At 68.9% G+C, this 23,912-nt stretch carries 20 protein-coding genes; 12 read left to right on the forward strand and 8 right to left on the reverse strand.

What is annotated here, in order from left to right; all coding sequences use genetic code 11:
- Positions 1-99: 99 nt before the first annotated feature.
- The 7 genes from ACUTR7_RS27260 to ACUTR7_RS27290 are packed head-to-tail and all read right to left on the reverse strand — an operon-like array spanning position 100 to position 8,113.
- Complete coding sequence (locus ACUTR7_RS27260) at positions 100-609, reverse strand: hypothetical protein (protein WP_034389636.1); 510 nt, start codon at positions 607-609, stop codon at positions 100-102.
- A gap of 53 nt (positions 610-662) precedes the next feature.
- Positions 663-1,793 (reverse strand): ABC transporter permease, encoded by a 1,131-nt coding sequence (locus ACUTR7_RS27265; RefSeq protein WP_012202690.1) that lies wholly within the window; start codon positions 1,791-1,793, stop codon positions 663-665.
- A gap of 1 nt (position 1,794) precedes the next feature.
- Positions 1,795-4,551, reverse strand: a complete 2,757-nt coding sequence (rbbA, locus tag ACUTR7_RS27270; protein ID WP_445610257.1) for a ribosome-associated ATPase/putative transporter RbbA — start codon at positions 4,549-4,551, stop codon at positions 1,795-1,797.
- Positions 4,548-5,639 (reverse strand): HlyD family secretion protein, encoded by a 1,092-nt coding sequence (locus ACUTR7_RS27275; protein WP_012202692.1) that lies wholly within the window; start codon positions 5,637-5,639, stop codon positions 4,548-4,550. Before ACUTR7_RS27275 ends, rbbA begins: the two co-directional genes overlap by 4 nt.
- A 17-nt stretch (positions 5,640-5,656) precedes the next feature.
- Positions 5,657-7,132 (reverse strand): efflux transporter outer membrane subunit, encoded by a 1,476-nt coding sequence (locus ACUTR7_RS27280; protein WP_445610258.1) that lies wholly within the window; start codon positions 7,130-7,132, stop codon positions 5,657-5,659.
- Between the two features lie 33 nt (positions 7,133-7,165).
- Positions 7,166-7,933: an enoyl-ACP reductase FabI gene (gene fabI, locus ACUTR7_RS27285; RefSeq protein WP_013804678.1), complete on the reverse strand. Its 768-nt coding sequence runs from the start codon at positions 7,931-7,933 to the stop codon at positions 7,166-7,168.
- 15 nt (positions 7,934-7,948) lie between these two features.
- Positions 7,949-8,113, reverse strand: a complete 165-nt coding sequence (locus ACUTR7_RS27290; protein WP_155294163.1) for a hypothetical protein — start codon at positions 8,111-8,113, stop codon at positions 7,949-7,951.
- A 382-nt stretch (positions 8,114-8,495) separates the two neighbouring features.
- Between ACUTR7_RS27290 and ACUTR7_RS27295 the strand changes: the two genes are divergently transcribed.
- The 11 genes from ACUTR7_RS27295 (at position 8,496) to ACUTR7_RS27345 (ending at position 21,061) form a co-directional block, all read left to right on the forward strand.
- Positions 8,496-10,001 carry a hypothetical protein gene (locus tag ACUTR7_RS27295; protein WP_445610259.1) on the forward strand — a complete coding sequence of 502 codons (1,506 nt, stop codon included), beginning with the start codon at positions 8,496-8,498 and terminating at the stop codon, positions 9,999-10,001.
- 181 nt (positions 10,002-10,182) lie between these two features.
- Positions 10,183-11,295: a hypothetical protein gene (locus ACUTR7_RS27300; RefSeq protein WP_043820148.1), complete on the forward strand. Its 1,113-nt coding sequence runs from the start codon at positions 10,183-10,185 to the stop codon at positions 11,293-11,295.
- Positions 11,296-11,317: 22 nt separating this feature from the next.
- Positions 11,318-12,562 carry a toxic anion resistance protein gene (locus ACUTR7_RS27305; protein ID WP_445610260.1) on the forward strand — a complete coding sequence of 415 codons (1,245 nt, stop codon included), beginning with the start codon at positions 11,318-11,320 and terminating at the stop codon, positions 12,560-12,562.
- 2 nt (positions 12,563-12,564) lie between these two features.
- Positions 12,565-14,175, forward strand: coding sequence for a substrate-binding domain-containing protein (locus tag ACUTR7_RS27310; RefSeq protein WP_445610261.1), 1,611 nt, complete (start codon positions 12,565-12,567; stop codon positions 14,173-14,175).
- A gap of 28 nt (positions 14,176-14,203) precedes the next feature.
- On the forward strand, positions 14,204-14,827 hold the full coding sequence (locus ACUTR7_RS27315) for a hypothetical protein (protein ID WP_099752556.1): 624 nt from the start codon (positions 14,204-14,206) through the stop codon (positions 14,825-14,827).
- Between the two features lie 398 nt (positions 14,828-15,225).
- A complete protein-coding gene (locus tag ACUTR7_RS27320; RefSeq protein WP_012202700.1) occupies positions 15,226-15,813 on the forward strand; it encodes an anthranilate synthase component II in 588 nt (195 codons plus the stop codon).
- Between the two features lie 29 nt (positions 15,814-15,842).
- Positions 15,843-16,877, forward strand: a complete 1,035-nt coding sequence (gene trpD / locus ACUTR7_RS27325) for an anthranilate phosphoribosyltransferase (protein ID WP_013804671.1) — start codon at positions 15,843-15,845, stop codon at positions 16,875-16,877.
- Between the two features lie 50 nt (positions 16,878-16,927).
- Positions 16,928-17,731, forward strand: coding sequence for an indole-3-glycerol phosphate synthase TrpC (gene trpC / locus ACUTR7_RS27330; RefSeq protein WP_065347113.1), 804 nt, complete (start codon positions 16,928-16,930; stop codon positions 17,729-17,731).
- A gap of 194 nt (positions 17,732-17,925) precedes the next feature.
- The gene (locus ACUTR7_RS27335; protein WP_445610262.1) at positions 17,926-18,660 is read left to right on the forward strand and encodes a hypothetical protein; all 735 of its coding nucleotides are present in this window, start codon (positions 17,926-17,928) and stop codon (positions 18,658-18,660) included.
- An 18-nt stretch (positions 18,661-18,678) separates the two neighbouring features.
- Complete coding sequence (locus tag ACUTR7_RS27340) at positions 18,679-20,172, forward strand: fibronectin type III domain-containing protein (protein WP_445610263.1); 1,494 nt, start codon at positions 18,679-18,681, stop codon at positions 20,170-20,172.
- Positions 20,173-20,329: 157 nt separating this feature from the next.
- A complete protein-coding gene (locus ACUTR7_RS27345) occupies positions 20,330-21,061 on the forward strand; it encodes a uracil-DNA glycosylase (RefSeq protein ID WP_043780562.1) in 732 nt (243 codons plus the stop codon).
- On the opposite strand, the gene ACUTR7_RS27350 is transcribed toward ACUTR7_RS27345, so the two are convergent.
- Positions 21,055-23,088: an alkyl/aryl-sulfatase gene (locus tag ACUTR7_RS27350; protein ID WP_445610264.1), complete on the reverse strand. Its 2,034-nt coding sequence runs from the start codon at positions 23,086-23,088 to the stop codon at positions 21,055-21,057. The two genes, ACUTR7_RS27345 and ACUTR7_RS27350, sit on opposite strands and share 7 nt — an antisense overlap.
- Positions 23,089-23,177: 89 nt before the next feature.
- Here ACUTR7_RS27350 and ACUTR7_RS27355 point away from each other — a divergent pair, with 89 nt between their 5' ends.
- A complete protein-coding gene (locus ACUTR7_RS27355; RefSeq protein WP_445610265.1) occupies positions 23,178-23,891 on the forward strand; it encodes a Crp/Fnr family transcriptional regulator in 714 nt (237 codons plus the stop codon).
- The last annotated feature ends 21 nt before the right edge of the window (positions 23,892-23,912 follow it).

Below are 23,912 nucleotides of genomic sequence, written 5' to 3' on the forward strand. Positions count from 1 at the left end.
TAGATTGCGTGTGATTGCTTGTGGCTGGGTGCGGATGGCCGCCCCGCGCCCATGAGGCCCCGAGCCTGCGGGACCGCGTGGCGGCTTCCTTGGGGGCCGTCAGCCCTGGGCTGTGGTGTCGCGGGCCGTTTCGGCGGCGGCTGCCGCAATGGGCTGCTGCGCCGCATGGGCGGGCTGGGCCACGGACTGCACGGCCGAGGTCCAGCGGGCGAGCAGGTCGCTCCACGGCACGGCGGTGTCGGCTGCGCCCTGGGTGCTGTTGCCCAGCGTGGCTGCCACCTGTTGCTGCCAGTCGTGCACGGCCTGCTGCACGCCCTGGGCCAGGGTCATCTGGCTGGCCATGGCGGTCTGGGCCAGGGCCTGGGCATGGCCCATGCGCAGGTGGGCGTGGCGCCAGAAGGCCTGGGCGGGCAGGGTGGCCAGCTCCTGCCAGCTGCTGGTCTGCTGCACGCCCTCGATCTCGCTGCCGGTCTCGGCGATGCGCTCGGGGCCGTTGCGTGCGGCATGCTCCAGCCACTGTTGGCCGCTTTCCTGCAGCAGCCGGCTCAGGTGCAGCTGCAGTTCAAGCTGTGCCTTGAGCAGATGGAGGGGAATGGTCTGTGCGCTCATATGAAACTCCTTGCTGGTTGAGATGGAAAGATGCCTTGGCGGCGGGAACGAAATCAGGCCATCTGGCTGATGGTCTTGCGAAAACGGGTGAGCGTGAGGGCGAACAGCACGGAGCCGATCGCGGCCAGCGCGAGGAAGGGCTTCCAGACCACGTCCAGCCCCGCTCCGCGGTAGAGGATGGCCTGCGACAGCTCGACAAAGTGGGTGGTCGGCGCGGCCAGCATGATGTTCTGCACCAGCTCAGGCATGCTTTCGCGCGGCGTCATGGCGCCCGACAGCAGCTGCAGCGGCAGCAGCACGAGCACCAGCAGCATGCCGAACTGTGGCATGTTGCGCGCCAGCGTGGCAAGGAAGATCCCCAGCGACGTTGTGGCGAACAGGCACAGCGCGGCCCCCGCCAGGAACAGCGGCAGCGAGCCTTCGATGGGAACGCCCAGGGCGCCGCGCACCACGAGGTTGAGCGAGGCAAAGGCGGTGACCAGCACGACCAGTCCCATGGACCATATCTTGGCCAGCATGATCTCGGTCGGTGTCACCGGCATGACCAGCAGGTGCTCCACCGTGCCGTGCTCGCGCTCGCGGATCAAGGCCGCGCCCGTGAGGATGATGGACAGCATGGTCACGTTGTTGATGATCTGCATCAACCCGCCGAACCAGACCTTGTCCAGCGCGGGATTGAAGCGCGCGCGCACCACCAGGTCCACGGGCAGGGCAGTGGCGCCCCGAAAGCGCCGCACGAACTCGCTGACCTCGGCCGTGACGATCTGCTGCACATAGCTGTTGCCCGTGAAGGCCTGGCTCATGCGCGTGGCATCCACGTTCAGCTGCAGCTCGGGGGCGCGGCCCGCCAGCACGTCGCGCTGGAAGTTGGGCGGGATGTTGAGCACGAAGGTGTAGGTGCCCGAGTCCATGCCCGGGTCCATCTGCGTGCGGTCGATCATGGCCGGTGGCGCGAACTGCGGCGGATAGAAGGCGCCCGCGATGCGCTGCGACAGCGGCGAGCCGTCCTCGTCCACGATGGCGATGGGCGCGTTGTGCAGGCTCTCGGGCATGGCCGTGGCCGCCGTGTAGATGGAGACCGTGAACACATAGGCGATGAGCACCAGCAGCACGGGGTCGCGCCACAGGCTCCACAGCTCCTTGACGCCCAGCCGGTAGATGTTGGAGAAAAGGCGGGTGCGCATGTCAGCTCTCCTGCTTTCTGGTCAGTGCAATGGCCAGGCCCAGGATCACCGGCACGGACAGCAGCAGCGGCCCGAACGAGCCGGCCAGCTCCCGAAATCCCAGCGCCTTGCTGAACACGCCGCGGCTGATGGCGATCATGTGGCTGGCCGGATAGACCTCGCCGATGATGCGGCCCGCCCCCTCCAGCGAGGACACGGGATCGACCAGGCCCGCGAACTGCGTGGTGGGGATCAGCGTGCCGATCAGCACCAGGAACATCGAGGCGATCTGGCTGCGCGTCAGCGTGGAGGCCAGCAGGCCGAAGCCCGTGGAGGCGCCGCTGAAGATCAGCGCCGCCAGGGCCAGCGTGGCAAAGCTGCCCGTCACGGGAACGCCGAACAGGGTGACGGCCATCAGGCACATCAGCAGGAAGTTCAGCATGGCCAGCACCACATAGGGCAGTTGCTTGCCCAGCAGGAATTCGGTGCGCGTGACCGGCGTGACGTAGAGGTTGGTGATGGAGCCGCTTTCCTTCTCGCGCACCACGGCCAGCGCCGTCAGCATGGCCGGCAAAAGCAGCAGCAGCAGGGGCATGACGGCCGGCACCATGGCCGGCAGGCTGCGCACGTCGGGGTTGTAGCGAAAGCGCGTCTGGATGTCGATGAGGCCGGCCGGCGTCACACCCAGGCGCTCGCGCGCCTGCTCGGTCAGCCAGTGCTGGTGGATGCCCTGCAGGTAGCCGCGCACGGTCTCGGCGCGCGTGGGCATGGCGCCGTCGAACCAGGCGCCCACCTGCACGGAGCCGCCGCGCAGCACATCGCGCGCAAAGCCCGGGGGGATCTCGATGGCCAGGGTCAGCTCGCCGCTGCGCATGCGGCGGTCCAGTGCGTCGTAGTCGGTCAGCGGCGGCTGCTCGATGAAGTAGCGCGAGCCCGACAGGCTCATCGCATAGCTGCGGCTGATGGTGGTCTGGTCGCGGTCCAGCACGGCAAAGCGCAGGTCCTCCACGTCCAGGCTGATGCCGTAGCCCATCACGAACATCAGGATCAGCGAGCCCACCAGGGCCAGCGTGGCACGCACCGGGTCGCGCTGCAGCTCCAGCGCTTCGCGCCAGACATAGCTGAGCATGCGCTGGGCGCTGAAATGGCGGCGGCGCGCAGTGTGCGTTTCCACGGCAGCGGGGGCGGCCGGTGCGGCCTGCTGTTCCTCGGCCGGGGCCTCGCCGCCACCGGCCTCGACCAGGTAGCCGATGAAGGCTTCCTCCAGCGTGGCCGCGCCGCGCTTGGCCACCAGGCGCGCGGGCGTGTCGCTGTCCAGCACCTTGCCCGCATGCATCATGGACATGCGGTCGCAGCGCTCGGCCTCGTTCATGAAGTGGGTGGAGATGAAGATGGTCACGCGGTCGCGCCGCGACAGCTCCACCAGCAGGCGCCAGAAGCCGTCGCGCGCCACGGGGTCCACGCCCGAGGTGGGCTCGTCCAGGATGAGCAGCTCGGGCTTGTGCACCATGGCCACGGCCAGTGACAGGCGCTGGCGCATGCCCAGCGGCAGGGCGGCCGGCAGGCTGTGCTGCGCGGCCTGCAGGTCAAAGCGCTGCAGCATCTCGGCCACGCGCGCGGGAATGTCCGCCTCGGGCACGCCGAACAGGCGCGCATGCAGCACCAGGTTCTGGTGCACGGTCAGCTCGCCGTACAGCGAGAACGCCTGGGTCATGTAGCCCACGCGGCGGCGCGTGTCGATGTCGCGCGGGTCCACGGGCTGGCCGAACAGCCAGGCCTGGCCCTCGCTGGCCGGCAGCAGGCCGGTCAGCATCTTCATGGTGGTGCTCTTGCCGCAGCCGTTGGAGCCCAGGAAGCCGAAGATCTCGCCACGGCGGATGCGGAAGGACACATGGTCCACGGCGACGAAGTCGCCAAAGCGCATGGTCAGGTCCCTGGCCTCGATGGCGATGTCGTCCTCGCCGCCCTCGGGCAGGGGGGCGATGGTCACGGGCGCATGGCCGCGCTTTTTCTCTTCGGGCAGCAGGGCGATGAAGGCCTCTTCCAGCGAGCGGCTGTCCGTGCGCTCCAGCAGCTCGGCCGGCGTGCCCGTGGCCAGCACGCGGCCCTCGTCCATGGCCACCAGCCAGTCGAAGCGCTGGGCCTCGTCCATGTAGGCCGTGGCCACCAGCACGCTCATGCCGGGGCGCTGGCGGCGGATGCGCGCGATCAGGTCCCAGAACTGGGCGCGCGCCAGCGGGTCGACGCCCGTGGTGGGCTCGTCCAGGATCAGCAGGTCGGGGTCGTGGATCAGCGCGCAGCACAGGCCCAGCTTCTGCTTCATGCCGCCCGACAGCTTGCCGGCCGGCCGCTCCAGGAATTTGCGCAGGCCCGTGGCCTGGGTGAGATCGTCGATGCGCCGGCGCCGCTCGGCCGCGTCATGGCCGAACAGGCGCGCGAAGAACTGCAGGTTCTCCTCCACCGACAGCGTGGGATAGAGGTTGCGCCCCAGGCCCTGCGGCATGTAGGCCACGCGCGGGCAGACGGCCTCGCGGTGCCGGCGCTGGGCCATGTCGCCGCCCAGCACCTCGACGCTGCCTTCCTGAATCTTGCGCGCCCCGGAGATCAGCGCCATGAGGCTGGACTTGCCCACGCCGTCCGGCCCGATCAGGCCGACCATGCGGCCTTCGGGAATGTCCAGGTCGATGCCCGCCAGCGCCTCGACCTGGCCATAGCGCTGGTGCACGCCCTTCAGGCGCACGACCCAGCCGCTGGCATGGGGCGTCGTGCTCTCGCTCATTGCGCGGGCTGGGCTGGCAGCTTGATGGCCAGGTTGGCGGGCCACTCATGGCTGGCATCGGTGCGCAGCCAGGCCATGCCGGGCACGCCGGTCTTGACCTGTTCCAGATGGCGGCGCAGCAGCTCCGGCGGGATCTGGGCGCGCACGCGGAACATCAGCTTCTGGCGCTCGCTGGCGGTCTCCACGGTCTTGGGCGTGAACTGGGCCTGGCTGGCGACGAAGGAGACGCGGGCCGGGATCACGTACTCGGGCGCGGCGTCCAGCACCAGGCGCACCTCGCTGCCCAGGGCAATGCGGCCGGCGGCGGTCTCGGGCACGAAGAAGGTCATGTAGACATCGGACAGGTCCAGCAGGTTGAGCACGCGCCCGCCTGCGCCCAGCACCTCGCCGGGCTGGGCCACGCGCAGCTGCACGCGGCCGTCGCGCGGGGCCTTGAGCACGCCGTCGTCGATGTCGGCCTGCACGCGCGCCACCGTGGCCGTGGCGGCCTGCACCTGGGAGCGCACGCCCACCACCTGGGCCTCGGCCGCCTTCACGGCGGCCTGGGCAGCGGCGGCCTGGGCTCGCGTGGCGGCCAGCGCCGCCTCGCTGCCGCGCACGCGGGCGCGGTCGTCATCGAGCTCCTGCACCGAGGAGGCACCCTCGCGCGCCAGCGTTTCCGAGCGCTTGAAGCGGCGCTGCGCGGCGTCCACCTCGGTCTCGCGCTGCACGATCAGGGCCTGGGCGGCGGCCAGATCGCTGCGGCGCAGGGTGACCTGGGCCTCGGCCGCGGCCACGCTGTGCTCGGCCTGCTGGCGCATGGCGTCGGCTTCCTGGCGCTGGGCGCGCAGGGTGTCGATCTGCATGCGCGCCACGGGCTGGCCGGCCTGCACGAAGTCGCCCTCGCGCACCAGGATTTCCTCCACGCGGCCGGGCAGCTTGGTGGAGATGTCGATCTCGGTGGCCTCGACACGGCCGTTGCTGCCGACGAAGCCCTCTCCCGGGCCCTTGGGCGTGAAGGTCTTCCAGGCCCACCAGGCCACGAGGGCCAGGACCGCCACGGCGGCGATCGGCACGATCTTGTTCTTCAGAGAGGTGTTCTTGTCCATGGGCGGGTCCGGAGGCTTCAGGAATTCGGGGGATCGGCAGGCGTGGCCGGCAGGGTGGCGGGCAGCGCGGCAGGTTCGGCGCCGCTGCCGCCGCCCAGGGCGGCATACAGGCCCACCTGGCTGGACAGCAGGGCGCGCCGCGCCTGCACCAGTTGCTGGCGTGCGGCCAGCAGGTCGCGCTGGGCGTCCAGCACCTCCAGGTAGGCGGCCGAGCCGTTGTCGTAGCGCAGCTGCGCCAGCCGCGCGCGCTCGGCCTGGGCCTGCACGGCGGTGCGCTGCACGGTGATCTGCTCGGACAGCCAGCGGCGCGCGGCCAGGCCATCGGCCACCTCGCGGAAGGCGGTCTGGATGGCTTTCTCGTACTGGGCCACGGCCATGTCGCTGCGGATCTCGCCCAGCTCCAGGTTGGCGCGGCGCCGGCCGCCGTCGAAGATGGGCAGGGACACCGTGGGCACGAAGGCCCAGACGCGGCTGCCGCCGTCGAACAGGCCGTCGAGTTCGGCGCTGGCCGTGCCCCAGCGGGCCGTGAGCGCAATGCGCGGGAAGAAGGCGGCGCGCGCCGCGCCGATCTGGGCCCGGGCCGCGCGCAGCTGGTGCTCGGCCGCGGCAATGTCGGGCCGCGCCGTGAGCAGTTCCGAGGGCAGGCCCGGCCGCAGCTCGGCCAGCACCAGGGCGTCGTCAAAGGGTGCGGCGGCGGGCAGCGGGCCCGGGTGGGCGCCGACCAGCTGCGCCAGTGCGTGCAGCTGCTGCGCGCGTGCCAGCTCCAGCTGGGCCAGCAGGGCCTGCGCCTGGGTCAGCAGGGTCTGGACCTGGGCCAGCTGCAGGCGCGAGCTGGCGCCCACGGCCTCGCGGCGCGTGAAGATGCGAAAGGATTCCTGGCGTGTGGCCAGCGTCTCGCGCGCAATGGCCACGCGCTCGTCCAGCTCGCGCAGGCCCAGATAGCCGTCGGCCACCTGGGCGATCAGCGCGGTCTGCACGGCGTGGCGGCCCGCATCGCTGGCCAGCCAGGCCTGCAGGGCCGCGTCCTTGAGGCTGCGCACGCGACCCCACAGGTCCAGCTCCCAGCTGCTGAAGCCGACCTCGGCGCGGTACTCGCCGTTGACCACGGAGCGGCCCGAGAGGTTGAGATCGCCAGGCACGCGCGCCCGCGCGGCCTGGCCGCCCACGCCAATGGCCGGGAACAGCTCGGAGCGCTGGATCTGGAAGGCCGCGCGCGCCTCTTCGGCGCGCAGCGCGGCCACGCGCAGGTCGCGGTTGTGCTCCAGCGCGGTGGCGATCAGCTGGCGCAGCACGGGGTCGGTGAAGTAGTCGCGCCAGGGCAGGCCGGCGGCGGCGACACCCTGGGCGCCCGCCTGCAGATGGGCAGGCCAGGCCTCGGGCGTGGGCAGGGGCGGCGGCTCGTGCGGCGGCGCCAGGGAGGCACATCCTGCCAGGGCGGCGGCCAGTGCGGCTGCCAGCGCGGCGGCGGCGGTTCGGGGGAATGGGAGGGTCATCTGCAGTGCTGCGGGGTGCCGGTGCGGCAGCCGCTAGTTGAGGATGTGGTGGCCGCCATCGACATACAGCGTGCAGCCCGTGATGGCGCGCGCCCCGTCCGAGGCCAGGAAGGCGCACAGCGGCCCCACGTCGTCGGGCTGCAATTCGCCGGCAATGGGCGAGCGGCGCACGCTGTCGGCCACGAGTTCATCGAACGCGGCAATGCCCGAGGCCGCGCGCGTGGCGATGGGCCCGGGCGAGACGGCATTGACGCGGATGCGCGAGGGGCCGAGCTCGGCCGCCAGGTAGCGCGTGGTGGACTCCAGCGCGGCCTTGACCGGGCCCATGATTCCGTAGTGCGGCATGACCTCGCTGGCGCCCAGGTAGCTCAGCGTCATGAGGCTGCCGCCGCTGGCGGCCATCAGCGGCTCGGCCAGGTGGGCCATGCGGATGAAGGAGTGGCAGGAGATGTCCATGGCCAGCGCAAAGCCCTCGCGGGAGCTGTCCACCACGCGGCCCTGCAGGTCCTTGCGCGGGGCGTAGGCCACGGCGTGCAGCACGAAGTCCAGCCGGCCCCAGCGCACGGCGGCGGCATCGAACAGTGCGCGCATCTGCTCGTCGTCGCCCACGTCCAGCGGCATGCGCAGCTCGGCACCGATCTCGTCGAGCAGGGGCTCCACATGCACACGGGCCTTGTCGTTCTGCCAGGTCGCGCCGATCTCGGCGCCCGCCGCATGCATGGCCCGGGCACAGGCCCAGGCAATGCTGTCGCGGTTGGCGATGCCGACGATCAGGCCCTTTTTGCCAGCCAATAGCGTCATCTCGAATGCTCCAGATCAGAAGGTCTGCCGGGAAACAGGCCGCCTTGGGGCGGCTTCGTCAGGAATCACGGGGCATGGCGCGGCATTGCCGACATATGCGCCACGGCGAATGTTTGTATTTCCTGTGACTACGAAGCTTTTGATAGCTTGTTTTGATGCATGCAAATCAAAGGTTTGCATGCCAATATCGTCTCCTGGTCTTTTTCATTCTATCTATGTTGCACTGCAGCGACCGATTTTGGCGATGCCGTTTCGTTATATCGATGCAGTTCACTCCATAGTCTTGACTCAGGTCAAAGAGGGCGGCGTCACTGAGAGGATGTCGCTTGCCGCCAGTCGCTGCGTCCAGTAGAGCAATGGCGTCTTTTCTGCGCCAACAGCCAAACATTCCCTGTATTGGCCGGATTTCAATGAATACAAGGTTTTCACACCATATTGGTGCACGGGGGGTAAAGAAAATCGGAAATCTGCCGATGGTCCATGAACAGAGAAAATCCCCTGCCTGCAAAGGCCTGGGCCGCCACATTCAGTCAAGACAAGACCGAAGGAAGACGATCAATCCATGACCAGCATTTCATCCACCGGCGCCAGCTTTGCCGCCAGCGCAGCGGGCATGCGGCCCACGGTGTCCGTGAGGTCGTCAGCGACCACGGCAGCTGCTGCACCCGCTGCACCCGCCGACCCGGGCACGCAGGTCACGCTGGGCCAGTCCACAGGGTCCAGCGTCATCTATGCCAAACCGCAGCCCGTGGAACTGGGCCAGTTCAGGCTGACCCGGGCCTGGGCCTCGCAAGACAGGGACGACATCAGCACCCTGATGGCGCGCAACCTGGGCCTGGGCCCGTCGGCCAGCCTGGCCGACCGCTGGCGCGGCCTGGGCGGCGCCCTGCTGTCGCGCTTTGCGGCCACGCCGTCGGACTACCAACAGACGGTTGCGGAGTACCAGGCGCCCACGGCGGCCGACTCCGTCGCAGGCAGCGCGGATGCGCAGGCCCTGGACAAGTCCGCACTGAGCGATGTGTCCGTGGGCGCTGCCACCGTGAGCCTGAAGATCCGCACGCAATCGGGCCAGACCGTGGAGCTGCGGATTGCCACGAACGACGGCAGCGAAGCGGGCAGCAGCAGCGGGCTGCGGGTCGAGGTCAAGAGTTCCGGCACCTTGAGCAAGGCCGAGAGCGCGGCCATTGCCCAGCTGGCCGACGGGCTGGACGAAGCGCTGGAAGGCCTGGGAAAGCCGGGCAAGCCCCAGCTGGAACTGGGCAAGCTGATGGACTTCGACCGCAGCGTACTGTCCGGCCTGGACCTGGACATCAAGAACCCCAAGCCTTCGCAGCCCCTGTCCTCGTTCAGCCTGCATGTGGGCGCCGATGGCCGATCGGTGGCGATGAAGGGCGCGGCGGGCGAGCTGGCCGTCAACCTGGAGTCCGATGCCCCCGTGGGCGCCAGCGCTTCGCAGCGCCAGTCCGCGCTGGACCAGCATCTGAAGCGCTTTGATGCCGCCGCGCAGCGCGGCCGTGCGGATGCGGCGCTGGTGGACATGTTCAAGAGTGCCTTCAGTCAGCTGCACAACGCGCAGGCGCCGGCCGCGCCGGGCGCCATCGTCGCGCTCTCCGGGCTGGAGCGTTCCGTGCAGTCCCTGCAAAGCGGCCTGGCCGATTTCCAGGCCAGCTTCAGCGGTGACTTCGAGAACACCAACGAATTCGGCGCCGTGACCGAAATCGGCCGCGCCGAGTACCAGGTGGGCCAGAAGACCACCCGGCAGTCCCGCGGCAGGGAGGGCGAGTCGATCGCCCAGGTGGTGACCGAGTCCCTGAACGCCGAGTCCAAAAAGGCGCGCAACCGCAGCATGCTGGATTTGCAGTCGGGCAACTATGACCTGACCAAGGTACAGGACAGCCGCACCATCACCACGCTGATCGAGACAGCCGGCAAGCAGGTCACCGGCGCGCTGCGCAAGACGCAAGAGCGCCAGATGCAGACGTGGGACCAGCTGGTGGAGCACCGCACCCAGCAGCACCGCGAAACGCCCGGTGGGCGCAGCTTCACTGAGCAACTCGCGCTGAGATAGTCGCGCTGAGATAGTCGCGCTGAGATAGTCGCGCTGATGTAGTCGCGGCGCGGGCCGGGCCGTGTGTCGTCGTTGTGTCACAAAACTTCCGTATAAGAAGTTTTTTTGAACAAGACATGACAACGGCCCGCGCGTTCATGACCGAATTTCATCTTGCCGTCATCCAGGGCGGAGCCTCTCAATGAACGCGCGCCGTGCTTTGGCGGCGGGGCTGGCGGCGCTGCTGCTGGCGGCCGTGGGCGGCGGCGTCTGGTACTCGCGCACGGCCCTGGTGCAGGACCGCCAGGCGCAGCTGACGCAGCAGCAGTCCGTGACGGCACGCGGCCTGATCGGCTCCGAGAAGGAAGCCTTCTTCCAGGACGAGCGCGTGCGCGACGTGCTGGCGCGCCACGGCGTGACGGTGACGGTGCAAAAGGCCGGCTCGCGCAGCATTGCCAACAGCTACGACCCCAAGCAGTACGACTTCGGCTTTCCCTCGGGGGCGCCGGCTGCGGCCCAGCTCAAGGCGGCGGCCAGGGCCGGCACGGTCTACACGCCGTTCTACACGCCCATCGTGTTCGCCAGCTGGCGGCCCATTGCCGAGATCCTGATCGCCAACGGCGTTGCGCAAAAGCAGGGCGACTTCTTTTACGTGACCGATCTTCCCGCCCTGCTGGCCATGGCCGGCAAGGGCACGCGCTGGCGTGACCTGAAGGCCTCCGGCGCCTTTGCCACCGGCAAGGCCGTGCTGCCCGCCAGCACCGATGTGCGCAGCTCCAACAGCGCGGCCATGTACCTGGCGCTGGCCAGCTATGTGCTCAACGGCCAGCAGGTGGTGCAAAGCCCGGCCGACCTGGAGCGCGTGATGCCCCAGGTGGCGCCGCTGTTCCTGCGCCAGGGCTTCCAGGAAAGCTCGTCGGCCGGCCCCTTCGAGGACTACCTGGCCCTGGGCATGGGCAAGGCGCCGCTGCTGGTGGCCTATGAATCGCAGCTGGTGGAGTTCCTGCTGCGCCACCCGCAGCGCAGAAGCGGCGAGATGGTGATGCTCTACCCGCAGCCCACGCTGTATTCCAAGCATGTGCTCGTGCCCTACACGCCTGCGGGCGATCGCGTGGGCCAACTGCTCGAATCCGATCCGCAGCTGCGCGCATTGGCGCAGGAATACGGCTTTCGCACCGGCGGCGACACGCACGGGCCCGAGCGCTGGGCCGGGCAGGGCGTGCAGGCGCCCGCGCAGCTGGTGGAGGTGATCGATCCGCCCAGCCAGGAGTGGCTGGAGCGAATGATCGTGGACATGGAGCAGCGCTTCAAATGACCGAACGTTCCAGGAGCAACCGATGAGCAACACCCCCCAGACCACCACGGCCAGCGCCGCCGTGGCCGTGCCTGCACAGGAGCAGGATTTCGTGCTGGAGCCGCCTGCGCCCGCCCTGCCCGTGCCCATCGAGTCGGCCAGCGGCAAGGTCCGCCTCAAGGCCGAGGAAGTGCAGCAGCTGGACGCGCAGGTGGCGCAGTTCATCGACGACATCACCGCCAACGACAGCCAGTCGCCCGCCTTCAAGGGCGCGGTCGAGCGCATCCACGGCATGGGCAACAAGGAGGTGCAGGCCGCTGCCGCCGTCTCCAACCGCATGCTGGAGCGCACCTTCAAGACGCTGAACAACGGCCTGTTCGACCAGGGCAGCCAGATCGGCCAGGGCCTGATCGACCTGCGCCGCCAGGTGGAGGCACTGGACCCCTCGCGCCAGGACGACCTGTTCAAGCCGCGCAAGCTGCTGGGCCTGATCCCCATGGGCAACAGGCTGGTGGACTACTTCGACAAGTTCCAGTCCAGCCAGAGCCACCTGAACGCCATCATCGACAGCCTCAAGCGCGGCAAGGACGAGCTGCTGCGCGACAACGCCGCCATCGAGCAGGAAAAGGCCAACCTGTGGGGCCTGATGGAGCGGCTGGAGAAATACATCCACATCGGCAAGAAGCTGGACGCGGCGCTGGATGCCAAGGCCGCACAGCTGGACGCCAGCGACCCGGAAAAGGCGCGCGTGGTGCGCGAGGACATGCTGTTCTACGCACGCCAGAAGGTCACCGACCTGCTCACCCAGATGGCGGTGAACGTGCAGGGCTACCTGGCACTGGACCTGGTGCGCAAGAACAACCTCGAACTGGCCAAGGGCGTGGACCGCGCGACCACCACCACGGTCTCTGCCCTGCGCACGGCCGTCATCGTGGCGCAGGCGCTGGCCAACCAGAAGCTGGTGCTGGACCAGATCACGGCGCTGAACACCACCACGGGCAACCTGATCGCCGGCACCAGCGAGCTGCTGCGCGAGCAAAGCGGGAAGATCCACGAGCAGGCGGCCGGCAGCACCATCGACATCGCCAGGCTGCAGCAGGCCTTCGGCAACATCTACCAGACCATGGACGCCATGGCCGACTTCAAGGTCAAGGCCCTGGCCTCCATGCAGACCACGGTGGACACGCTGTCGCAGGAGGTGGACAAGTCCCGCGCCTATCTGGAAAAGAGCCGCCGCGAGGACGTGCGCGAGGCGCTGCAGGCGCCTGCCGGCGAGGTGGTGCTGTGAGCATGTTCCGGCGCCTGGCGGCCTGGTGGCTGCTGGGCCTTGCGCTGGCCCTGGCCGGCTGCGGCAAGTCGCCCGAACCCGCACCGCAGGCCGCCGCCAAGTCCGATCCGTCCGCCGCTCCCCAGGGCGCATTCACCGTGCTGGCCGGCTCCGAGCTCAAGGACGTGGCGCCCGCGCTGGAGCAGGCCGCCACGGCGGCGGGCGTGCCGCTCAAGCTCAGCTATGCGGGCACGCTGGAGATGGTCGAGCACATCAATGCGGGCGAGCAGTACGACGCCATCCTGCCGCCCAATGGCGCCTATCCCGCGCTGGCGCTGGCGAACAAGCCTCTGGCGCGTGAAAAGCTTTTCTACTCGCGCGTGGCCCTGGGCGTGAAGGCCCCCGTGCTGCAAAAGCTGGGCTGGGACAAGGCACCGCCCACCTGGGCCGACATCGCACGCGCTGCCGTCCAGGGCCGGCTGCGCTACGGCATGACCAATCCGGCCAGCTCCAACACCGGCATGAGCGCGCTGTTCGCCGTGGCCTCGGCCGTGGCCGGCAAGACCGAGGACCTGGACGCCAGGGAGGTCAACGCCAAGGTGCTCAAGGACTTCCTGTCGGGTCAGAAGCTCACCGCCGGCAGCTCCGGCTGGCTGGCCGAGGCCTTCGAGCGCGAGCCCGGCGCCGTCGATGCGCTGGTCAACTACGAGGCCGTGATCCTGCGCCTGAACGAGAAGCTGCCCGCCGCCGACCGGCTCACCCTGGTCTACCCGCGCGACGGCGTGATCTCGGCCGACTATCCGCTGATGCTGCTCAACGCCGGCCGCCGCGCCGACTATGACAAGCTGGTCGCCCAGTTCAAGGCCCCCGCCTTCCAGGGCCAGCCGCTGCGCCAGGCCCAGCTGCGCCCCGCCAGCCCCGAGGCGCAGGCCAGCCCGGCCCTGCCCACGGCGCCCGTGGTGGAGCTGAGCTTTCCGAACCGGCTGGAGGTGATCGATGCCGTGCTCTCGGCCTACCAGAGCGATCTGCGCCGCCCGGCCACCAGCATCTTCGTGCTGGACGTGAGCGGCTCCATGAAGGGTGCGCGGCTGGCGCAGATGAAGGAGGCGCTCAAGCTGCTGTCCGGCGCCGAGGCATCGGCCGCCAGCCAGCGCTATGCCGCCTTCCAGGCGCGCGAGCGCGTGCTGCTGATTCCGTTCTCGGGCCTGGTCGGCCAGCCCGCGCGCGTGCAGTTCGCGGCGGGCGACCTGCAGGCCGCAAGCGCCCAGGTGCTGGCCTATGCCGACAGCCTCGTGGCCGACGGCGGAACGGCCATCTACGACGCGCTCACGCTGGCCCAGCAGCAGGCACGCCAGGAACTGCGGGCCGATCCCGAGCGCTTCGTCAGCATCGTGCTGCTGACCGATGGCGCCAACACGGCCGGCCGCGACTGGGCCGCATTCGAGCGCGAGCAGCGCATGGCGCGCGACGGCGGCGCGCCGCTGGTGCGCGTCTTTCCCATCATCTTTGGCGAGGCGCAGTCCGGCGAAATGCAGGCCCTGGCCGCGCTGACGGGCGGGCGCGCCTTCGATGCGCGCAACACCGGCAAGAGCGGGCTGCCGCTGGTGTTCAAGGAAATCCGGGGCTACCAGTGACAGCGCCGCCAGCGATCGGACCTGCCTGATGCGCCGCCTGCAGCTTTTCTTCTATGGCAACGGCAACCTCGCCGGGCTGGCGCTGGCCCTGCTGGGGCCGGTGCTGCTGTTCGCGGGCGTGATCGGCGGCGGCTGGGGCTGGATCACGCTGGGGCTGTACGTCGCGGGCCTGCTGCTGGGCTGGGCCCTGCAGCCCGCGGGCGCCAGCTTCGAGCGGGCGCTGCAGCAGCACTGGAGCGCCGAGGACATCCGCGAACGCATCGACGAGCTGGTGCAAAAGGCCCGCCCGATGCTCACGCCCGAGATGCAAAAGCACCTGGACAGCGTGCGCGGCTCGGTGCACGAGGTGCTGCCCTCGCTGGCCGACGCCGGCCCGGTCTTCAACGACGGCCTGTTCACCGTGCGCGAGACGGTGCTGCAGTACCTGCCCGCCACGCTGTCGCACTATGCGGCGCTGCCGCCGCTGTTCCGTGTCACCCAGCCCGTGCAGGACGGCAAGACGGCCAGGCAACTGCTGACCGAGCAGCTGGCGCTGCTGGCCGGGCAGATGCAGCAGGTGGTGGCCCATGTGGCGGCCAGCGATGCGCAGGCGCTGCTGGCCAATGGGCGCTTTTTGAAGCAGAAGTTCGACCAGCCGGATTTTCTGAAGTGAGGCGCTCGCAGGGTCGTCCCGCCACGCGGCGCGGACCCTGTGTTAGCATGCTCCGCCATGCAGCCTGCTGCATTCCCGTCTTCCAGACACCTGAACTCTCGATCCAAGACAGCCATGAACGGTACGCCCGTTTCGATCATCGTTGCACAGTGGTGGCGCTTCCAATAAGGAAGCGGCACGTCGTTGCGGTTGCGTACCGCGCCTTGCCGCCGTGACGGCAGCAAGGCTCACCCAGCAGATGGCTCCCCGGCACGGCGGCTCCCAGAACCCAGGAGATTGCCCAGATGCCCTCAGATTCCCCCTTCCAGACCCAGGCAGCATTGCGCGCATTCCCGCGCCAGCCTTCGCTGCGGCATGCCCGCGCCACCCGTTTTTCCCTTTGAGACCCAGGAGCCGGTATGACCAGACTGCTGATGATCGACAACTACGACAGCTTCACCTACAACATCGTCCAGTACTTCGGCGAGCTGGGTGCCGATGTCACCGTGGTGCGCAATGACGAGGCCACGCTGGACGAGGTGATCGCCCTGGTCGAGCGCGAGAAGATCGACCGCCTGGTGATCTCGCCCGGCCCCTGCTCGCCGGCCGAGGCCGGTATTTCCGTGGCGGCCATCCAGCACTTCGCGGGCCGCCTGCCCATCCTGGGCGTGTGCCTGGGCCACCAGAGCATTGGCGCGGCCTTCGGCGGCGACATCGTGCGCGCGGGCCAGCAGATGCATGGAAAGACCAGCGTCATCACCACCGACCGCAAGGGCGTGTTCGCCGACCTGCCCGAACAGTTCACGGTCAACCGCTACCACTCGCTGGCCATTGCGCGCTCCAGCCTGCCCGAATGCCTGGAGATCACGGCCACCAGCGAGGACGGCGAGATCCAGGGCGTGCGCCACACCAGCCTGGCCATCGAGGGCGTGCAATTTCACCCCGAGAGCATCCTCACCGAGCATGGCCACGCCATGCTCAAGAATTTCCTGGAACAGAAGGCCTGAGCAGGCCGGCACCCAACCGAGACACCGCAATGACCCAGATCACCCCCCAGGAAGCGCTGCAGCGCACCATCGAGCACCGCGAAATCTTCCACGACGAGATGCTGCACCTGATGCGCCTGATCATGCGCGGCGAGCTGTCGCCCGTGATGACGGCCGCCATCGTCACCGGCCTGCGCGTGAAGAAGGAGACCATCGGCGAGATCACGGCCGCGGCCGAGGTCATGCGCGAGTTCTCCAACAAGGTCCATGTGGAGGACAAGCGCCACCTGGTGGACATCGTGGGCACGGGCGGCGACGGAGCCAACACCTTCAACATCTCCACCTGCTCCATCTTCGTGATCGCGGCGGCGGGCGGCAAGGTCAGCAAGCACGGCGGGCGCAGCGTCAGCAGCAAGAGCGGCAGCGCCGACGCCATGGAGGCGCTGGGCGTCAACATCCAGCTCAGCCCCGAGCAGATCGCGCGCAGCATCGCCGACGTGGGCATCGGCTTCATGTTCGCGCCCAACCACCACCCGGCCATGAAGAACGTGGCGCCCGTGCGCAAGGAGCTGGGCGTGCGCACCATCTTCAACATCCTGGGCCCGCTGACCAATCCGGCCAGCGCGCCCAACATCCTCATGGGCGTGTTCCACGAGGACCTGGTCGGCATCCAGGTGCGCGCGCTGCAGCGCCTGGGCGCCGAGCACGCCATCGTGGTCTATGGCCGCGACGGCCTGGACGAGATCAGCCTGGGCGCGGGCACCCTGGTGGGCGAGCTCAAGGACGGCGTGGTGCGCGAGTACGAGATCCATCCCGAGGACTTCGGCCTGCGCATGGTGGGCACGCGCGCCTTCAAGGTGGACAATCCCGAGGAATCCAAGGCCATGCTGCTGGGCGTGCTCCATGGCGAGAAGAGTGCCGCGCGCGACATCGTCTGCCTGAACGCGGGTGCCGCCCTGTATGCGGCCAACGTGGCCTCCAGCATCGAGGACGGCATGGCCCGCGCCCAGGCGGCGCTGGACAGCGGCGCGGCCCTGGCCAAGCTCAACGAACTCGTGGCCTACACGGCCCGGCTGACGGCCTGAGCCGCGCAGCCCCCATCGACCACCGAATACAAGAAACCAAGGAAAGCAACGTGTCCGACATCCTCAAGCAAATCTGCGACGTGAAAGTGCAGGAAGTGGCCGCCGCCCAGAAGCGCATGCCCTTCGCGGACATGCGCCGCGACGCCGAAAGCCGCGTGCTCACGCGCGACTTCGTGGGCGCGCTGCGCGCCAAGATCGCCGCCGGCCATGCCGGCGTGATCGCCGAGATCAAGAAGGCCAGCCCCAGCAAGGGCGTGATCCGCGAGGACTTCATCCCCGCCGACATCGCGCAAAGCTATGCCGATGGCGACGGCAAGGGCGTCAGCGCCGCCTGCCTCTCGGTGCTGACCGACAAGCAGTTCTTCCAGGGCAGCGTGGACTATCTCAAGCAGGCGCGCGCCAGCTGCCACCTGCCCGTGCTGCGCAAGGACTTCATGGTCGATCCCTACCAGATCTACGAATCGCGGGCCATGGGTGCCGACTGCGTGCTGCTGATCGCCGCCTGCCTGGACGACGCGCAGATGGCCGAGATGGAACAGATCGCCCACAGCCTGGACATGGCCGTGCTGGTCGAGGTCCACGACGGCGCCGAGCTGGACCGCGCCCTGCGGCTCAAGACGCCGCTGGTGGGCATCAACAACCGCAACCTGCGCAGCTTCGAGGTCAGCATCCAGACCACGCTGGACCTGCAAAAGAACGTGCCCGCCGACCGCCTGCTGGTCACCGAGTCGGGCATCGGCAGCCGCGAGGACGTCAAGGCCATGCGCGATGCCGGCATCCACAGCTTCCTGGTGGGCGAGGCCTTCATGCGCGCCAAGGAGCCGGGAGAGGCGCTGGCCAAGCTGTTTGCCTGAAGCCAAGACCGGATCGGTCCCTCGGTGGTGCGCCACCGAAGCAGCCCGCCGCAGCCATGCGTGCGGGCTTTTTTTTGTGCAAATAGTGTTTCTAAAAGTTTTTAGTTTGCATGATAATTATTGACAATGCGCATGAAATGCCGCTCCGGCAACATGGCCGCAGCCCATCGCCTACGGAGATTCCGATGTCGTTCATGCCCCGTGCCCCTTTCCTGTCCAGCCGCGGCTGGGCTGCCCTCATCGTTTGCGCATCTGCCGCGCTGGCATCGTCCGGCGCCTGGGCGCAGGCCACGCGCACCTGGGTCTCGGGCGTGGGCGATGACGCCAACCCCTGCAGCCGCACGGCTCCCTGCAAGACCTTTGCGGGGGCCATCGCCAAGACGGCCGCCAATGGCGAGATCAACGTGCTGGATCCTGCGGGCGTCGGTGGAGTCACCATCACCAAGTCCATGCAGATGGACGGCACAGGCGTGCTTGCCGGCGTGCTGGTCTCCGGTACCGCGGGCATCACCATCAACGCGGGTGTTTCTGACACCGTGGTGCTGCGGGATCTGGACATCGTCGGCAACGGCACAGGAACGTTCGGCGTCAGAATCTTCCAGGCAGGCAAAGTGGTGCTGGACAACGTCAGGATCCAGGGCTTCACGCAGGCGGCGGTCAAGGTCGAGACGAGCGCTACTTCTGTGTCTGTTCTGGTGCAACGCTCGCAATTGCTGGGCAATGTAGTGCCAGCACAGGGCGAGCCGGAACGCGCCGCCATCAGTGTCCAGAGCACGACCGCCCAGGTCTACCTGTCCAACACCACGGTGTTCGGCAATGACAAGGCGTTCAACGCTGTGGCAGGCGGGAAGATCACCTCGTTCAACAACAACCGGGTCATGGGCAACACCCAGGACAGCGCGCCCACCGACACCGTCTACGAACGCTGATCGGCGCAAGGCAGCATCATGCACAGCGTAAAAGGCGTTGCCCGCAAGTCCTGTCTGGGGCTTGCGGTGTTTGCGGCCCTGGGCCCGGCGCAAGCCGCCGAACTGCTGGCCAACGGCAGTTTCGAGCAGAACTCCGGTCCGGGTTCCCTGGTTTTCACGGGCTGGCAATCCGTGTCCCAGGCCGGCTCCAAGGGCGGCTTCGCCGCCCAGCAAGGCACCAGGGGCGCCATCACGCCCGTGGCCGTGCCTGCACCTCCCGACGGGGCATTTGCCCTCATGAGCGACCAGCCCGGCCCCGGCAGCCATGTGCTCTACCAGGACGTCGCCATTCCGGCGGGCAGCCCGGCCACGCTGAGCGCCCGCGTCCATGTCCAGAATGCGGCCAAGGTCGCTGCGGCGCCGGCCACGCTTGACTACACGGTGGCTGCGCCCAACCAGCAGGTGCGCATCGACGTCATGAACCCTGCCGCCGCGCCCGACAGCCTGGGCGCCGGTGTGCTGGCCAACGTCTTCCAGTGGCCGCAGGCCACGGTGCCCGGTCCTTCGGCCAGCGGCAGCGGCTACCAGTCACTGCAGTTCGACCTGTCGGCCTACGCGGGCCAGACCGTGCGGCTGCGCATTGCCGAGGTGGACAACCGGCAAAGCCTGTTCTTCGGCGTGGATGCGATGAGCGTCTGGTCCGGCAGCGTTCCGGGCGCACTTCAGCCACCTGCCGATACGGGCTTTTTCGCGCAGGGCACGGCCGTGCAGCTGACCTTCGATCCGGTGGCCTCCATCCCCGGCCAGACGGTCACGGGCTATGTGGCGCAATGTGTCCCGCAAGGCGGCGGTGCGGTGCTGACGGGTACGTCCAGCACTCCGACGGTGGCGGTCAACGGCCTGACGCCCGGCGTGGCCTACAACTGCAGCGTGGCGGCACAGTCCAGCAGCGGTGCGGGGCCCGCCTCGCAGCCCCTGACGGTCAACGCCCCTGTCGCTGGCGCCACCACCATCTCGACCCTGCAAGGCGGCAGCGCGACGCTGACCGTCAGCAATCCGGCCAGCGGCTGCAGCCTGCAATCGGCATCGCTGGTGCGTGCGCAAAGCCTGCCCACGGCGCCGCCCCAGGGTGCGGCGGCCTATCCGCTGGGTGTGCTGGACCTGCGCTCGTCGGGCTGCAACTCAGGCGCGACGCTGAAGCTCAGCGTCACCATGCCGCAGGCCCTGCCTTCGGGGGCCCAGTACTGGAAGTACGGTCCCACGGCGGCCAACCCGGCACCGCACTGGTATGCCTTCAACGATGGCTTCAAGGTGACCTCGGCCAATACCTACACCCTGGAGGTCCAGGACGGTGGCCTGGGCGACGATGACCTGCAGGCCAATGGCGTGGTGGTCGATCCGGGCGGTCTGATGGTGATGGCGGCGACCTCTCCTGCAGCCATTCCCGTGTGGAACCTCGCGGGTCTGGCGGGCACATCGGCCTCGGTGCTGCTGGCCATGGCGGCAATGCGCCGGCGCCGCCGGACGCGCTGATGCGCTGAGGTGCATGTCGCACACGCCGGGCGGCTGTGCGACTGCGGGTATCCTCAGGACATCAATGCACCGGCCGCGCGCCGGTGCATTCCCGTTTCTTTCGTACCTTCGAGGAACCACCATCGCGCGCCATGCGTGCGCTGGTGCCCCATCCGCCATGGCCCTTCAAGACGACGCAATCGCCCCGGCGCAAGCCGACCAACTCCAATCCGCCGATCCCGCCGACTGGCCCGTTGCGCCCGACTGGCAGCCCCTGGTCGAGGACTTCTTCGCGGGTGCCACGGGCCAGCAGCTGCTGACCTTTCTGCACCAGCGCCTGGAAGCCGGCGCGGTGATCTTTCCGCCCCAGCCGCTGCGCGCGCTGGAGCTGACCCCGCCCGAGGAGGTGCGCGTGGTCATCCTGGGGCAGGACCCCTACCACGGCCGTGGGCAGGCCGAAGGCCTGTCGTTCTCGGTGGCGCCGGGCGTGCGCATGCCGCCCTCGCTGCAGAACATCTTCAAGGAGATGCAGCGTGACCTGGGCGTGCCCTTTCCGCCGTTTCCCAACCCGGGCGGCAGCCTGGTCAAGTGGGCCAGGAACGGCGTGCTGCTGCTCAACACCTGCCTCACGGTGGAGGAAGGCCAGGCGGCCAGCCACTCGGGCAAGGGCTGGGAGCTGCTGACCGATGCGGTGATCCGGCACATCGCCCAGGGCGCGCGCCCCGTGGTCTTCATGCTCTGGGGCAGCCATGCGCAGTCCAAGCGCGCCTTCATTCCGGCCGACCGGGGCCATCTGGTGCTGACCAGCAACCATCCCTCGCCGCTGTCGGCGCTGCGCCCGCCCGTGCCCTTCATCGGCAACGGGCACTTCGGCAAGGCGCGCGACTTCCGCGCTCAGCACGGTTACTGAGCGGCCCGCTCGGGGCGTGGCTCCACCATGGGGAACACGCTGTCGAAGCGGTCCAGCATGGACATGAGCGCCGCTACCTTGGAGGCATCGCCCTCGATGCGCAGCTGGCCGCTCTTGATGGCCTCGGCCATCGTGGTCTCCTGGCCTGCAATGGCGTCCAGCGTGGCGCGCGTCAGGCGCAGGCTGGCATGGGCGGAGGGCGCAAGGCCCGGGCTCTGGGTGAGGGCGCTGTTCTCCAGGTTCAGGCTGCGCTGCTCGCCGGTGTCGGTGAAGGTCCAGTTGAGCACGATGCGCTGGCCTGCGGCCTTGCCCGCGTCCAGCCGCACGCCCAGGTAGTCGAAGAACATCTCCAGCGGCAGGCTGCGCACCAGGTCGCGCGCGGTGCTGCCGGGCCTGGGCAGCTGGGGCACGCCCTGGCGCAGCTCCGCCGCGCCCTGCAGGAAGGCGTTGCGGGCCGTGGCCGATTCCATCTGGTAGCCCAGCTGCTCATAGGCATTGGCCGCCAGGCGGCGCGCGGCCTGGTTGGCCGGGTCGGCGAAGACCAGTTGCGAGGCGATCTGCGCCACCCAGCGGTATTCGCCGCGCTCGTAGTCGGCCTGCGCACGGCGCAGCACGGCGTCGGCGCCCCCCATGTATTCCACGGTCTTGCGTGCGGCGGGCACGGGCGGCAGCGCCTCCAATTGCGCCGGGTTGCCTTCGTAGTAGCCCAGGTAGTGCTGGTAGATGGCGCGGATGTTGTGGCGCAGGTGGCCGTAGAAGGCATGTGTTGCGCCGTCGCGGGCCAGGGATTCGGGCATCTTCAGCATCTCGGCGATCTCCGAGCCCACGTAGCCGTGGTTCATGAGGCGCACGGTCTGGTCGTGCAGGTATTTGTAGGTGTCGCGCTGGCCGGCCAGCAGGTGCTGCAGCCGGGGCTGGCCCCAGACCGGCCAGTGGTGCTGGGCGATCAGGATCTCGGCCTTGCCACCATAGGCGTGCAGGGCGTCGTTCAGGTGGCGGGACCAGCCCAGCGCGTCACGCACCTGGGCGCCGCGCAGCGGCAGCAGGTTGTGCTGGGTGTGCACGGCGATCTCGGCCATGTTCAGCACCTTGAACTGGGGGTAGTACATGATCATCTCGGCCGGCGCCTCGGCCTCGGGCGTGAGCGCGAACTCGATGTCCACGCCGTCGATGCGCAGGGTCTCGCGCGGCTTGTCGATCACGCGCGTGGGCGCGATCAGCCCCATGGTGCCGGGCGCACCCGCCTTGCCCAGCCCTGCGTCCACCTGTCCCCTGGCATCGCGCGGCAGCAGCATGCCGAACTGGTAGAGCGCGCGCCGGCCCATGGCGTGGCCGGCGATCACGTTCTCGCCCACGGCCTCGGCCATGAAGCCCGCCGGCGCGATGACCTGCACGCGGCCTGCATCCACCTCTTCCTGGCGCACCACGCCGCGCACGCCGCCGAAATGGTCCACATGGCTGTGCGAGTAGACGACGGCCACCACGGGCTTGCGCGGGCGGTGCTGGAAGTACAGGTCCATGGCGGCCTGGGCGGTCTCGGTGTACATCAGCGGATCGACCACGATCAGGCCGGTCTCGCCCTCGATGATGCTCATGTTCGACAGGTCCAGGCCGCGCACCTGGTAGAGCCCGTCCGTCACCTGGAACAGGCCGCTGACGCGGTTGCGCTGGGCCTGGCGCCACAGCGCGGGGTGCACGGTGTCGGGCGCCTGGTCCTGCTCCAGGAAGGCATAGGACTGCATGCTCCAGATGGGACGGCCCTGGGCATTGCGCACGACCAGGGTGTCGGCCGGTGCGATCAGGCCGCGCCGGGCGTCCTCCATGGCCTGCGCATCGTCCAGCGGCTGCTGCGCCAAGGCCGCCTGCTGGGCCGCGCGCGTGGCGGCGCTGGCCGGCTGGGGCCTGGCCATGTCGGAGACGGGCAGGCTGCCGTGGGCGCAAGCGCCCAGCAAAGCGGCTGTGGCCAGGCTGGCCAGCAGGCGGGAAGGGCGCGCCAGCGCGCGGGGCAGGGGGTGTGAGGCTTGCATGGAAAGGTCTCCTGGCATGTGTTCGATGTCAGCGGCGAAAATACGCAGGCCCGCCGGCTGTGTCTGTCAGCCACCCGACATCCCTTTCCATGCAAGCTTCCCTCGCCTCTTCCTACCTGCCCACGCTGCGCGCCGGCCGCTGGTTCAGCGCATTGGCGCCGCAGTTTGCCGATTTGCTGCTGGCGCTGGCCCAGCCGCGCAGCCTGGAGACGGGCGAGGCCCTGTTCCTGCGCGGCGATGCGCTGGAGGGCGGGCTGTTCGCCGTGGTCCGCGGCAGCATCGGTTTTTCCGGGGTGGGTGGGCAGAGCGAGCATGCGCGCGAGGCCCTGCTCACGCGCATGGGACCGGCCACCTGGTTTGGCGAGATCGCGCTGTTCGACGGTTCGCCGCGCACCCACGATGCCCACGCCATGGAGCCCAGCGTGGTGCTGCAGGTGCCACGCCAGCCGCTGCTGGACTGGCTGCAGCAGCACCCCGCGCACTGGCATGACCTGGGCGTGCTGATGTCGGGGCGCATGCGGGCGGCCTTTGCGGCGCTGGAGGATCTGGCCCTCCTGCCCGCACCCCAGCGGCTGGCGCGCCGCCTGGTGGCCATGGCGCGTGGCTACGGCGAGCGGCTGGACGACGTGCCGGCCCGGCCGCGCCTGGATATCACGCAGGAGCAACTGGCGCGCATGCTGTCGATCTCGCGCCAGACCACCAACGTGCTGCTGCAGGGCCTGCAGGCGCGCGGCCTCATCCGGGTGCAGCGCGGCGAGATCGAGATCCTGCAGTGGCATGCGCTGTGCGCCGAGCGGTTCTGAGCGGCGCAGCCAGTCAAGGGC

The sequence above is a fragment of the Delftia sp. NA_296.1 genome, assembly GCF_052692095.1.